The sequence below is a fragment of the Paenibacillus sp. FSL R7-0302 genome, assembly GCF_038006885.1.
Lineage (GTDB): Bacteria > Bacillota > Bacilli > Paenibacillales > Paenibacillaceae > Paenibacillus_AQ.
On record NZ_JBBOWB010000001.1, the window covers coordinates 1392330 to 1406070 of the forward strand.

The 13741-nt window shown below is 53.2% G+C and carries 10 protein-coding genes; 7 read left to right on the forward strand and 3 right to left on the reverse strand.

The window, feature by feature from the left end; translation table 11 throughout:
* Window positions 1–10 precede the first annotated feature (10 nt).
* The 3 genes from MKY96_RS05940 to MKY96_RS05950 all read right to left on the reverse strand — a co-directional run bounded on the left by MKY96_RS05940 (window position 11) and on the right by MKY96_RS05950 (window position 5272).
* On the reverse strand, window positions 11–2209 hold the full coding sequence (locus MKY96_RS05940; RefSeq protein ID WP_340939153.1) for a collagen-like protein: 2199 nt from the start codon (window positions 2207–2209) through the stop codon (window positions 11–13).
* Between the two features lie 31 nt (window positions 2210–2240).
* Complete coding sequence (locus MKY96_RS05945; protein WP_340939155.1) at window positions 2241–4502, reverse strand: beta strand repeat-containing protein; 2262 nt, start codon at window positions 4500–4502, stop codon at window positions 2241–2243.
* A gap of 158 nt (window positions 4503–4660) precedes the next feature.
* Complete coding sequence (locus tag MKY96_RS05950; RefSeq protein ID WP_445671420.1) at window positions 4661–5272, reverse strand: LysE family transporter; 612 nt, start codon at window positions 5270–5272, stop codon at window positions 4661–4663.
* Between the two features lie 174 nt (window positions 5273–5446).
* Here MKY96_RS05950 and MKY96_RS05955 point away from each other — a divergent pair, with 174 nt between their 5' ends.
* From MKY96_RS05955 to MKY96_RS05985, 7 genes are all read left to right on the forward strand, one after another.
* A complete protein-coding gene (locus MKY96_RS05955; protein ID WP_340939157.1) occupies window positions 5447–5896 on the forward strand; it encodes a CBO0543 family protein in 450 nt (149 codons plus the stop codon).
* Between the two features lie 96 nt (window positions 5897–5992).
* Window positions 5993–7273 (forward strand): MFS transporter, encoded by a 1281-nt coding sequence (locus tag MKY96_RS05960; protein ID WP_340939159.1) that lies wholly within the window; start codon window positions 5993–5995, stop codon window positions 7271–7273.
* A gap of 111 nt (window positions 7274–7384) precedes the next feature.
* On the forward strand, window positions 7385–8533 hold the full coding sequence (locus MKY96_RS05965) for a GntR family transcriptional regulator (protein WP_076084143.1): 1149 nt from the start codon (window positions 7385–7387) through the stop codon (window positions 8531–8533).
* A gap of 683 nt (window positions 8534–9216) precedes the next feature.
* Window positions 9217–10470: a glycoside hydrolase family 125 protein gene (locus tag MKY96_RS05970; protein ID WP_340939161.1), complete on the forward strand. Its 1254-nt coding sequence runs from the start codon at window positions 9217–9219 to the stop codon at window positions 10468–10470.
* Between the two features lie 99 nt (window positions 10471–10569).
* Window positions 10570–11952: an extracellular solute-binding protein gene (locus tag MKY96_RS05975; protein ID WP_340939163.1), complete on the forward strand. Its 1383-nt coding sequence runs from the start codon at window positions 10570–10572 to the stop codon at window positions 11950–11952.
* 68 nt (window positions 11953–12020) lie between these two features.
* The gene (locus tag MKY96_RS05980; RefSeq protein WP_076084149.1) at window positions 12021–12887 is read left to right on the forward strand and encodes a carbohydrate ABC transporter permease; all 867 of its coding nucleotides are present in this window, start codon (window positions 12021–12023) and stop codon (window positions 12885–12887) included.
* Between the two features lie 21 nt (window positions 12888–12908).
* Window positions 12909–13730, forward strand: coding sequence for a carbohydrate ABC transporter permease (locus MKY96_RS05985; RefSeq protein WP_076084152.1), 822 nt, complete (start codon window positions 12909–12911; stop codon window positions 13728–13730).
* The last annotated feature ends 11 nt before the right edge of the window (window positions 13731–13741 follow it).

The window sequence follows — 13741 nt, forward strand, 5'->3', positions numbered from 1 at the left end:
CAGTATATCGTTATGTCAACGTATTTATCGTAACTCCGCATCTGGCAGAGACAACTGTTATATTTCCCCCTCCAACATTTTGAACCTCCAAAGTAGCAGCAGTTGTCTCACCGCGAAGATCAATAATGGCACTTGTCGTGTGATTGACATTTGTATTATTGGATGCTGACGTAAGAGTGCCCGGAACGAGAGTATTTGGAACGCCAGGAGCTACACCCCTTGCAAAGCGGAAGGAGTTATTATTACCGGCCCCTACCGTGTAAATAGCCAGGTAGGCGTGCCCGGCTTGTAAAGTAAAGGTTCCTGCGGCAAGTGCAATATTATTGCTTGTTCCAACATAAGCGTCGAACGGAACAGCTGCATTAGGGCCAACAGTTGGAGACGGGTCGGCGGTTATATTAGCATACATGTAGTCATTTGCCGGCCCGGTAAATCCTGTTGGCCCGGTAACGCCGGTCGGTCCGGTAACGCCGGTCGATCCGGTAACCCCCGTTGGTCCGGTAACCCCTGCGGGCCCGGTAACGCCGGTGGGTCCGGTAACACCGGTGGGACCCGTGTCCCCGGTCGGCCCTGTGATGCCGGTCGGTCCAGTGACGCCGGTCGGCCCGGTGTCCCCTGTAGGTCCGGTAACGCCGGTCGGCCCGGTAGTGCCCGTCGGTCCGGTATCCCCCGTGGGCCCGGTAATGCCCGTCGGTCCGGTATCCCCGGTGGGTCCGGTGAAGCCAGTCGGTCCAGTGACCCCGGTCGGTCCAGTGACCCCGGTCGGTCCTGTAACCCCGGTTGGCCCGGTGATACCGGTGGGACCCGTGCTGCCGGTGTCACCAGTAACGCCGGTCGGTCCGGTAACCCCCGTTGGTCCGGTGGTGCCAGCGGGTCCGGTGACTCCTGTTGGCCCTGTGACTCCTGTTGGCCCCGTTATCCCTGTATTTCCCGTTACCCCAGTGGGGCCCGTGTCTCCGGTGGGTCCGGTAACCCCTGTGGGTCCGGTAACCCCCGTTGGCCCGGTGACACCGTCCGGTCCAGTGACGCCGGTGGGTCCTGTAACCCCTGTGGGGCCTGTGTCCCCGGTCGGCCCGGTGACGCCTGTAGGCCCTGTATCACCCGTCGGCCCGGTAACACCTGTCGGCCCGGTAATGCCTGTAGGCCCGGTGACGCCTGTAGGCCCGGTATCCCCTGTAGGCCCTGTAATCCCGGTGGCCCCGGTAACGCCCGTCGCTCCGGTGAGGCCGGTGGGCCCGGTAAGCCCGGTCGCTCCAGTCATACCCGCCGGTCCGGTAACGCCGGTCGCTCCGGTGACGCCCGTCTCACCGGTGAGGCCGGTCGCTCCAGTGAGCCCCATCATTTCTACGCCGGTCGTGCCGGTTATACCCGTTGATCCCGTGACACCGGTTGGCCCGATGATATCCGTTGGCCCAGTGACGCCGGTGGCTCCAGTAATACCGGTTAGTCCGGTGGCACCGGTCTGCCCTTCAGTTCCCGTGTCTCCGGTAAAGCCTGTTATACCCGTAAGGCCTGCGCCAGTAGTGCCGGTAGGTCCGGTGAAGCCTTGCTGCCCGATCTCTTGCCAGGGTGTCCAGTTCGCTCCCTCATCCTGGCTGCTGCGGTAATAGAGGACAGGGTTGGAGATATAGAGCTGCTGAACATATTCTCCCACCTTGGAGACATACAAGGTCCAGACTGTGGGATGAGCTACAAGCGGCGGACCGTTGTCAGGATCTATTCCATTGGGACTAGCGGAGCTATAGACACCGGTTTCTATGAACAAGTCCAGATTGGATTCAGTCGGCTCTTGGGTTAAAGGCATAGCCCCGATATCCTCAGAGTCAAGCACAACCGTTCCGGTTTGACCATTGATACTTAAGAGGCCGCCGGCAGCACCCGTAGGTCCTGTAGGCCCCGTCGCTCCAATTACAACTTTGAGATTGGAGGCAGTGCTTAATACAGAATCCAGCATCATTTCATGCTTGGAGGTCGTATTCAGCATGGAGCGTACGTTGTTGTTAAGCTGCAGCAGCTGGGCAACAGTAGCTGGCGGACCGCTGAGTCCCGGCAGCGTGCCCAGAGCATACTGGATCTTCTCTCCCTCTGCATTGAGAATGTGAGCCAAACCGAGTTCTTCCATAGCGATTGAAGAGAAGATCAGGTTAACGGCATCATCCCTTGTCAATGTGATAGATGGTGTTATATTTGGAATATTAGGTGTTGACAAATAAAACCCTCCTTCATGATTTAATCGTTCATTATCTTAGTGTCACAATCGTCACCTGGCATCTGGCACCATTAACAATAGCAGCTGTACTTTGAGCATTCAGGACTGCTAGTGTAATTGAAGAGACTGTCATAAGATCAATAACCGTAGTCGAAGTGTGATTAGCGTCGGAGCCGCTTGTTGCTAGTGTCAGAGTTCCTGGTATCACTGTATCTGGAGGATCCGGAAACACACCTCTAGCGAACTGAAAGGACTTATCCCGCTCAGACCCTACAGAATAGATGGCTAGATAAATATGACCGCCAGCCAAAGTGAATATTCCTGTTACAGGATCAAGTGATATATTGTTACTTCCACCTGTAGGAATAATGGTGTTGAAGGGAACCGGGGAATTCCCATTAACAGTAGGAGTGCCGCTGTCGATAGTGGCATTGGCAAAGTCACTGGATAATCCTGCTGCCCCAGTCGCTCCTGTGACAACCCCTGTAGCGCCGGTAAAGCCTGTATCGCCAGTGAGGCCTGTAGCGCCGGTAATGCCCCCTGTAACGCTGGTAACGCCCGTAGCACCAGTGAAGCCTGTGTCACCGGTAACGCCCCCCGTGACGCTGGTCACTCCCGTAACTCCAGTGAAGCCTGTGTCACCGGTAACGCCCCCCGTGACGCTGGTAATGCCCGTAGCGCCGGTGAAGCCCGTGTCGCCGGTAATGCCCCCTGTGACGCTGGTAACACCCGTGTCGCCAGTTGCGCCCCCCGTGATACTGGTCACCCCCGTAGCACCGGTGAAGCCCGTGTCGCCGGTAACGCCCCCTGTGACGCTGGTAACGCCGGTAACGCCGGTGAATCCTGTATCCCCAGTAGCACCGCCTGTAATACTTGTTGTGCCCGTAACGCCTGTGAAGCCCGTGTCACCGGTCACGCCGCCAGTGACGCTGGTAACACCCGTGTCACCGGTAACGCCCCCCGTGACGCTGGTCACGCCCGTATCGCCGGTGAAACCCGTATCGCCAGTAACGCCCCCTGTGACGCTGGTCACGCCCGTATCGCCGGTGAAGCCTGTGTCGCCGGTCACGCCTCCCGTGACGCTGGTAAGGCCCGTAACACCGGTGAAGCCTGTGTCACCGGTCACGCCTCCGGTAACGCTGGTAACACCCGTGTCGCCCGTAATGTCCCCAGTGACACCCGTACCACCCGTGTCACCGGTCACGCCTGTGTTTCCGGTCACGCCCGTGTCGCCAGTAATACCTGTTGCTCCGGTGAAAGCTGTAGCGCTGGTAACACCCGTTGCGCCTGTGAATCCCGTAACGCCCGTAACGCCAGTGAGGCCGGTCTCGCCCGTGGGTCCAGAAGTAATACCCGTTGGCCCGGTGACACCTGTAAGTCCAGTGACACCTGTCGATCCGGTGACACCAGTAGGTCCAGTGGCACCTGTAGGTCCGGTCACACCCGTGTTCCCGGTAACGCCGGTATTTCCAGTATCGCCTGTGGCTCCGGAGACGCCTGTATGACCGGTAACCCCTGTGTTCCCGGTCATGCCCGTGTTTCCGGTGATACCTTCGGGTCCGGTGGTCCCGGTAACGCCTTGTGGAGCTACAGTAGCATCTGGACCGGTCGGGCCTGTGATCCCTGTCGCGCCGCGTTCGCCAATCTCTTGCCATGCAGTCCAGTTCACTCCGTTATCTGGACTGCTGCGGTAATAAAGGGCAGGATTGGAGATATAAATCTGCTGAATGAAAGACCCAACCCGAGATACATACAGGGTCCAGACGGCTCGATGCGCTACTGGCGGACTATCAACAGGGGGGAATCCATGAGGATCGTTGGAACTGTAGACTCCGGCTTGGGTAAATGAGCCTAAGGGGTAATAAGAAGGATTCTCTGTGAGGGGAACTGCTCCTACTTCTGCAGGGTCCAGCACAACATCACCAGTCAGGCCATTGACGCTGGTAACAGGACTTGCAGCACCCGCAGGCCCTACAGGACCTGAGGGACCAATCATGCTGGGAACACTTGAAGCAGCCTCCAGCTTGGAATCAAGCATCATTTCCTGCCGGAGAATGGTGCCCAGTAACCCTTGTGCGCTATTGTTCACCGACAGAATCTGTGCCAGAGTGGCAGGTGGACCGGTGAGTCCCGGCAGTGTACCCAGTGCGAACTGGATTTTCTCTCCTTCTGTATTAATAATATGAGCCAAACCGAGTTCTTCCATGGCAATGGAAGAGAACAACATATTAATTGCATCGTCCCGCGTCAATGTAATTGACGGAGTAATATTGGGAACATTTGGCGTTGACAAATAAATACCTCCTTCATAATTGAGTAGTTCAGTATATGTCGATACTCAATTATGGGAAGTAGTCTTGCCTATTCTAATTATGTATTTGTTCATGGGAATTTGTTCCATATGAATGAGTTGATGCTTAGCGGATATGTTTATTTGCTGGAGAACAAGCTCTAATGAAAGAACAGCAGTCGGACAGCCTGAACGCCGAAATAGAAGCCGAATCCGACGAGAGACAGGCCGGATAATACGGAGATGGCCCGCAATACCCGGGGAGTCAGGAATTTGCGGAAGATACTGGAGGCTGCGGCCATGGTCACATCCCAGAGCAGAATGCCGAGCACGATGGCGCCGCTGTAGATCAATAGATGCTGCACCGGGTATTCGCTGGCTGCCTTGGCCAGGATCGAGCCGTAGATACCCAGCCAGAACAGGATGGAGAGCGGATTGAACAGGGACATGAGGAATCCCGACACAAAAGATCTGGACAGGGGGGCTTCGCTCTTCCTCATCTCGGCTGCCGACAGCTCTCCCGAATATTTGATGCTCTCCACGCCGGTGTAGACCAGGACGAAGAACCCGAACAACCAGAGGAACGCCTTGATGAACGGGGCATCCAGCAGATGAATCATGCCGAAATATACCAGCAGCATGTAGATGATATCGGCGCTGACCGCACCGAGGCCGACTGCCCAGGAATGCATGAAGCCTCCGCGCAATCCTTTGTCGAGCTGAGCCGCATTGACGGGGCCGATCGGTGCCGACAGGGACAAACCCAGAACCATGTAACCTATAAATATGTTAATGTTGTCCACCTCCTTGATATAGCTAGCTTATTCAGCCAATGTCAGGATTAGGACAACCAGCAAGAGGCCTGCGGATGACCGCCTACACGCATAAGGGGCAATTCATTAAGCCATAATAGGCAGATGTGAATTTAGATGGAGGAATGGAAGTAAATGCTTATTAACGTAATCATCGGATGGATTATTCCGTGGTGTATAGCCAGTTATTTTCTCAGACAAGACAGCTCAGTTATCCTGCTCATCGCACCTATTGCAAGTGTAATCGCCTTTGTGTTCGATGAGGTCGGATACCATATGAAGTGGTGGAGCATTACTCCGGCCGGCTTGGGAATTCTATCCTTTCTTCCCTATAATCTGGGGATATTTCCGGTGGTCTCCTGTCTGCTTATCTATACGGTAAGGAGGTCTTCCCTGAATTCGCTGCTTCTTCTCTTGCTGTTTACGTTCTGCAAAACTATGTTTGAGTTCTGCCTGGTGCTAAGCGGGAAAGTAAGCTATGCTCACGGCTGGAATCTGGGCTGGACGTTTGTATCTTATTTACTGGCCTGTTCGTTATGCTACCTCTGGTATCTGATGGTTAAGGGCAGGTCCCTCTTCAACTGATGTTGGCTGCGCAGCAGCATTTTGATTCAAGGGTATAAATACAGTCGTTAGACCGAGAATAAACAGGATGCGAAACTAATTGAAGGTGGTTCGACGATGAAAGGGTCTAAAGGGGCATTAATTGCACTGTCTTCCATCCCGCTGATTATGACACTCGGCAACTCCATGCTGTTGCCGATTCTGCCGCAGATTTCCAAGGAGCTGCGGATCAGTGCTTTTCAAGTCAGTATGATCATTACGGTCTATGGCCTGATCGCCATTCTGATGATTCCCATTGCCGGGTATTTATCGGACCGTTTCGGGCGGGAAATCGTCATTCTGCCCAGTCTGCTGCTGGCTGCCCTGGGCGGAGCAGGATGTGTGGCCGCAGCCTGGTTCTTCACCGGAATCACTGCGTATTGGATCATACTGGCCGGACGCTTGGTTCAGGGGATCGGAGCCGCAGGCGCTTTTCCCATCGTGCTTCCGTTCGTAGGCGATCTGTTCAAGGATGAGAAGGAGGTCAGTAAGGGCCTTGGCCTGATCGAAACCTCCAACACCTTCGGCAAGGTGCTAAGCCCGATCCTGGGAGCTTATCTGGGAGCTCTGTTGTGGTACGCTCCGTTCATTGCCATTCCGGTCCTGTGCCTAATTTCGTTCCTGCTGGTGATCTTCCTGGTCAAGCAGCCGAAGACCGGGGAGCAGGCGGTCAAGACAAGCCTTAAGCAATTCCTGACCGGGATCAGAGAGATTCTGCATGAGCGGGGGCGTTGGCTGTATGCCATTTTTGCGATTGGCGGCATCTGTATGTTTGCAACCTTCGGGGTATTGTTCTATTTATCGGAGATCCTGGAGTCGAAATATAACCTGCATGGTGCCTACAAAGGCTTCGTGCTGGCCGTTCCGCTTGCCCTGCTGTGTCTGGCTTCTTACGGAAGCGGCAAGATCATCGGGAAAAACAAGCTGCTCATGAAATGGCTCGGGTTCGGCGGCATGGCCTTACTGACAGCCTCGACGCTAGTGACAGGTTTCAACGAGAACATCTATTACATGGTAGGCTTCCTGAGTGTAAGCGGAATCGGGATCGGGGTGGTTCTGCCCTGCATGGATGCGCTGATTACAGAAGGAATCGAGAAGGAAAATCGGGGCACGATTACTTCCCTATACAGCAGCATGAGATTCATCGGGGTCGCGCTGGGACCGCCGGTGGTGTCACTCTTAATGAATCGGGGACACTGGACCTTGTTCGGCACCATGGCAGGTGTCGGTGCGGTTGGCGGCCTGCTGTCCTTCTTCGCGGTGACTCCCAGTAAGGAGGATTCGGAAGGAGAAGGGCAGCCGGAGCGGAGCCAGTATAAGCGGAAGAAAGCAAATCCATTGCGCCAGCGCGCACGGTAATTTAAGATCATACGAGCCATATGCAAGCATAACCCATTCTTCACATTCCTAATATAACATGGTATATTAGGATGTGTCTTTGAGAGAAAGTGGTAATGGAGGTGCTTGAATATGGCCAATGACTCGGGCTCGATCCCGATGTATGAAATGATTTTTAGAACGCTGCGCGAACGGATCACACAACATGAATATAAAGCCGGGGACCGGGTTCCCTCCGAGAAAGAGCTGTGCAGTGAATTCGGGGTGAGCCGGATTACAGCCAAGAAAGCCCTCAAGCTGCTGGCCGATGAACAACTGATTATCCGCCAGCCGGGCAGGGGCTCCTTCGTCGCCGATGCGAATTCGTTATTAATGAAACCGTTTGATTTCCAGCAGCCGCCCGGGACCCCAGGCAAGAAACAGATTATTGGACTGGTCATTACACACTTCAGTGATATGTACGGTACCGAGCTGATCTATGGGATGGAAGAGGCTTCGCGGGACCATGACGCCTTCCTGGTGGTGCGGCGGTCGTTCGGCATTCCGGAACTGGAAGAGAAGGCGATTCAGCAGCTTCTGGGGATTGGTGTGGATGGGCTGATTATTTTTCCGGCGCAAGGCGAATACTTCAGCGCTGAGATTCTGAAGCTGGTCATTCAGAAATTCCCGTTCGTCATGATTGACCGATACCTGAAGGGTATTCCCGCTTCGTCCGTCAGTACGGATAATGTGCAGGCCGCCAAGGAGGCAACCCGTTATCTGTTCGGGCTGGGACACCGTCATATCGGATTCCTGGCTCCGCCGCCCGCGAATACCACAGCCATTGAGGAACGGATCGACGGCATTATTGAAGCGCATGTGGAGCATAATCTGCTGTTGAACCGTGAGCTATGGATGGAGACGATTACGTCCACGATGCCGAATGTGTTCGACCCGCAGGCCCGGATCGGAGATGTGGACAGGCTGGTGGAGCATCTGCGGAAATATCCGCAGATTACGGCATTGTTTGCTGCGGAGTATGACATCGCTTTGCTGGTGGAGGAGGCGGCAGGCCAGCTGGGACTGCGCATTCCCGAAGACTTGTCCGTCATTTGCTTCGACAGTCCCGATCCGCATGAGGGCTGCCGAATGACGCATATGCGTCAGAATCAGTTCAGCATCGGGAAGCAAGCCTTCGAGAATGTACTTACGATGCAGGGGCAGGAACAGCCTATCACCCGGATTCTGCTGCCGGCTCAATTCATTCCTGGCCGCTCAACCGCACAGGCACGGCAGGAGTGAGTTGGTTGGTGTGAGGACCGGGGTGTCTGAAATGGCAGAATGCCCAATGGCCGGAGTGAGATTAAAGCCTTCGTTTGCGAGGGCTTTTTTGTCGTAGCGTGCCCAGAGGCACGCATTATCTAGTTGGAAACTATAGTTTCCTGCTGCTGTGGAAAAGGTTAGTATAAATTACTTGAAACCGCATACAATTCGATGATACAGCGGCATATGGACCAAATGTATGTGAAAAACAGCAATGTGTTTGCACGCAGGCCACGACCTGAATGTATCTGAAAAACAGCATACATTTGCTCGCAAACAGGCACACGGCCAAATGTATGTGAAAAACAGCATACATTTGCTCGCAAGTAGGCACACGGCCCGAATGTATGTGGAAAACAGCATACGTTGTGCTCCAAAGCAAGCGCATGGCCCGAATGTATGTGAAAAACAGCATACATTGTGTTACCCTTCTTCATTCCACCCCCATCAAAGTAATTTCCCCATACATAGAAATAACATTACTGAACATACTATTTATACTATTAGATCATTATAGTCTATAAATATACCAATAATATATTGACATATTGATAGTATTTGTTTACTATGATGAAAGCGTTTGAAATATTGATATATACTATTTGGAGGTGCAACATACAACCTTGAAACTGCAGAATGTAATTCCAAAGTCCGTCCATGATTTGATCGAGAAGGTACAGAGAGAGCTTCCAGACTCTTCCAAGCTGGCGAAGATGTTCGAGGACTGCATCATCAATACTATTGGTACCACGATTTCGCCAAAAGCGGACGGGACCACTTTTGTTATAACAGGTGATATACCAGCTATGTGGCTGCGTGATTCCGCGGCGCAGGTTCGCCCGTATCTGCTGCTTGCCGCCGAGGACCCGGGGATGGAAGCGATGATCGCGGGGCTGGTGAAGCGGCAGATGAATTATATCCTGCTTGATCCGTACGCCAATGCTTTCAATGAAACGGCGAACGGCCACGGACATCAATCGGATCTGACCGAGATGAGCCCATGGATCTGGGAACGCAAATATGAGATCGATTCGCTGGCTTATCCGATTCAGCTCAGTTATCTGCTATGGAAGAATAGCGGCTGTGTCACGCAGTTCGATGAGACCTTCCGCCGGGCTGCCTTTGCGATCCTGAAGCTGTGGAGAGTGGAGCAGCATCATGAGACCAAGTCCCCGTATACCTTCCAGCGTCTGGATGCCCCGCTTACGGACACACTGGCCAGAGAAGGCAAAGGCAGTGAGACCGCATATACCGGGATGACCTGGTCAGGCTTCCGTCCAAGTGACGATAACTGTGAATACGGGTATCTGATTCCGTCCAATATGTTCGCTGTCGTTGTCCTGCGTTATCTGGAAGAGATTGCCCGTGAGATCTACGGGGATCAGGAGCTTGCAGCATCCGCGAAGAAGCTGGGCGATGAGATCAATCAGGGAATACAAGAGCATGGCATCTATAATCATCCCGTATATGGGAGAATCTATGCTTATGAGACGGATGGGCTGGGCCACTACAATCTGATGGATGATGCCAATGTTCCAAGCCTGCTGTCCCTGCCGTATCTGGGCTACACCGACGAGAGTGACGAGGTGTACCGGAATACCCGGAAGTTCATTCTGAGTGAGGATAACCCTTATTACTATAAAGGACGCGCGGCGGAAGGCATCGGAAGCCCGCATACCCCGGAGGGTTATATCTGGCACATCGCATTGTCGATGCAGGGCCTGACTTCCCCGGAACGCAGCGAGAAAGCGCGCTTACTCCAGCTCATTCAAGACACGGATGCCGGAACCGGCCTGACCCATGAAGGCTTCTCCGTGGAGGATGCTTCACAGTTCACCCGTCCATGGTTCTCCTGGTCGAATATGCTGTTCAGTGAACTGATTATGGATTATTGCGGTTTCCGGGTATTGAAGTAGCTCTGGTATTGGTTTGATCTGAGGAAGAAACGGCTTAGCCGTTCTTTCTGAAGCTTTTATGAAAGCGTTATGAAACCACAAACAAAGGGGCAAGGACAAATGAAAACAAATAAATTAAAAGTAACGATGACAGCGGCCATGGCTTCCCTTCTTCTGTTGACAACGGCCTGTTCAAGCGGCAATTCCAATGCGGGTTCGGGAAATGCCGGAGGCAAGGAAGAAGTCACCATTACCTTCCGTTCGTCAGGCTCAGAAGACACATTGGCCAAATATTTCAAATCCGGGCTGATTGAGAAATTCGAAACCGCGAACCCGGATATTAAGATTAATATCGCTCCGGTACTGGCCAGTGAGGGGGACTATACCTCCAAGATCGTACTGCAGATGAAGTCTCCTGATACAGCGCCGGATATTGTGGCAGAAGACACCTCGATCATCAAGTCGGATGCGGCAGCTGGTTATCTGGAGCCGCTCGATACACAGGTTGCAGGCTGGAGTGACTGGAAGGACAAGTTCATTGAGAACCTCAAAGAAGGGGTAACCGGTGAAGACGGCAAAGTCTACGGCGTTCCGGCCACCTCCGATACCCGGGGAATCTGGTATAACAAAGAGTTGCTGGCGCAAGCGGGATTGCCGGTGCCATTTAAACCTGCTACCTGGGATGAGGTCCTGGAAGCAGCGCGTACCATTAAAGATAAGCTGCCGGGTGTAACCCCGCTGAATATGATCGTGGGCAAGTCCAGCGGAGAAGGCGTAACCATGCAGACCCTGGAAATGCTGCTGTATGGAACGAACGACACGCTCTATAATGACCAAACGAAGAAATGGGTGGTCAACAGCCCGGGTCTGCTCGACTCCTTCAAATTCATCAATCAGGTATTCAATGTGGATAAAACAGGACCAACGATGCAGGTTGCCCTTAACGGACAAGCCGGCAGCATTGCCTTCCAGCAGCTCTTTCCGCAAGGCAAGCTGGCTATGGCGGTGGATGGAAGCTGGGCAGGATCGACCTGGTTCGAGAACGGCGCGGCTCCAATTGCAAATGTAGCAGAGAAGATGGGCTTCGCCCCGTTCCCGACGCAGAACGGTCAAGCCCCTGGGGCCATCACCATGTCCGGCGGCTGGGCCTGGTCGATTCCGGCGCAATCGCAGCACAAGGAAGCGGCGTGGAAATTCCTTGAATTCCTGATGAATCAGGAGAATGCTACAGGACGCGTAGTAGCAGAGGGCAACTTGAGCCCGCGTAACGATTCCGTGGATGTAGCAGGCTATACGGACCGTACGTTTACGGCGGAAGCGCAGGCCTTGCTGGAAGTGGCGAAATTCCGTCCGGCCAATGATCAGTATGCTACCGTATCCGCACAGCTTCAGAGCATTGTAGAGAGCATTGCATCCGGCAAGCTTACACCGGAAGATGGCGTGAAGCAGTTGAAGGATAACGTAGCCCGCTCGCTTGGCGAAGATAAAGTAGAAGTTAAATAGAGGATTTGAGAATTCGGACTTAGAGGAGAAGCGATTCTCCTCTTTCGGATTTGGAGGGGGAGTGACCTATGAAAAGAAAGTCGCGGGGCGCATTTTTATTTCTGTCGCCTTCTGTCTTGCTGCTGCTTATATTCTTTATCGTACCGATTATTCTAACGATTTGCTTTGCCTTTACCAATATGGCCTTGACGGGGAGTGCCGCCCGTAACCTGCAATTCATCGGGTTCCAGAATTTCACCAACATGTTCCAGGACCCGGATTTCCGGATCAGCGTCTTAAGAACCTTGGTCTTTCTGATTTTCTCAGCGGTCATCGGCCAGGTCGTGCTCGGCTTCATTCTGGCCTTGTTAATGAAGGAGAAGAATGTAACCTTCCGCCGGATCATCGGCATTATTGTCATTGCGGGCTGGGTTACACCGGAGATCGTAGTCGCCTTCTGTATGGTTGCGTTCTTCAGTGATAACGGGTCCCTCAATCAGATCATCGGCTGGTTTGGCATTAGCCCGGTCTCCTGGCTGTTCAGCTTCCCGATGGTGAGTGTAATCATTGCGAACATTTGGCACGGGACCGCTTTTTCGATGATGGTCTATCAATCGGCACTGGATGAGATTCCTAAAGATATCGAGGAAGCCGCCACCATCGACGGGGCCAGCAACTTCAAAATTCTGAGTTATATCACCATCCCAATGGTCAAAGGCTCAATCGTTACCAACATGATGCTCGTTACATTGCAGACGCTGGGCGTCTTCACCCTGATCTATACGATGACCGGAGGGGGCCCGGGTACGGCCACTCAGACCTTGCCGGTATTTATGTACAATCAGGCCTTCGTCAATTATCAATTCGGATACGGTACCGCGATCTCACTCGTGCTGCTGGTGATCGGAATTGTTGCAAGCTTGTTCTACATGAAATCAATGAAAGTCAAGGTCTAACCCTGAAGGAGGTGCATCACTGTGGTCAAGCATAGGCTTCAACGTAATATACAATACGGCATTCTGGTGGTTCTGGGACTCTGCTTCCTGCTGCCGTTATTCTGGATTCTGCTCGCTTCGTTTGATACAAATGCCCAGCAGGGTATAAGGTTCCCCAATTTCACGCTGGATAACTTCTCGGCAGTGCTCGGAGACAGCGGCAATCTGCGCTCGTTCGGCGTGGGTGTCATTCTCTCCGGAGGTCAGGCGACACTGGTCGTCCTTGCATCCGTACTGGCTGCCTATCCCTTATCCCGTTATGAGATGCGTTTCAAAAAAAGCTTTCTGCTCAGCATCCTGTTCATGACGGCGCTGCCGATTACGGCTGTCATGGTTCCGGTATTTCAAATGTTCCTGTTCTTCAAATTACAGAATTCAATCTTCGCTACCATGCTCTTCCTCACTTCATCTTCCCTTCCGTATGGCATCTGGATGATGAAGAGCTTCATGGACTCCGTGCCAATTGATCTGGAGGAAGCAGCTTGGATCGACGGAGCCTCGGTATGGGGCGGATTAAGAAGGATCGTTGCCCCGCTCATGCTTCCGGGTATCGCAACGATTGCGATTTTCACCTTCTCAGGCAGTTGGGGCAACTTCTTCGTGCCGTATATTCTGCTCCAGACACCGGAGAAGCTGCCGGCCTCGGTCACAATCTATCAATTCTTTGGCAGCCACGGCATGGTCGAATATGGCAGACTGGCTGCCTTCTCACTGCTCTATACGATGCCTTCCGTAGTGCTGTATATGTTCTCCCAGCGGTATATGTCCAAAGGGTTCAGCATGGGCGGAGCGACAAAAGGATAATGGAGGATTCC

Coding starts and splice junctions, on each gene's coding strand:
- MKY96_RS05965 (WP_076084143.1), top strand. CDS start 7,385: ATGGCCAATGACTCGGGCTCGATCCCGATGTATGAAATGATTTTTAGA.
- MKY96_RS05955 (WP_340939157.1), top strand. CDS start 5,447: ATGCTTATTAACGTAATCATCGGATGGATTATTCCGTGGTGTATAGCC.
- MKY96_RS05980 (WP_076084149.1), top strand. CDS start 12,021: ATGAAAAGAAAGTCGCGGGGCGCATTTTTATTTCTGTCGCCTTCTGTC.
- MKY96_RS05960 (WP_340939159.1), top strand. CDS start 5,993: ATGAAAGGGTCTAAAGGGGCATTAATTGCACTGTCTTCCATCCCGCTG.
- MKY96_RS05975 (WP_340939163.1), top strand. CDS start 10,570: ATGAAAACAAATAAATTAAAAGTAACGATGACAGCGGCCATGGCTTCC.
- MKY96_RS05950 (WP_445671420.1), bottom strand. CDS start 5,272: ATGGTTCTGGGTTTGTCCCTGTCGGCACCGATCGGCCCCGTCAATGCG.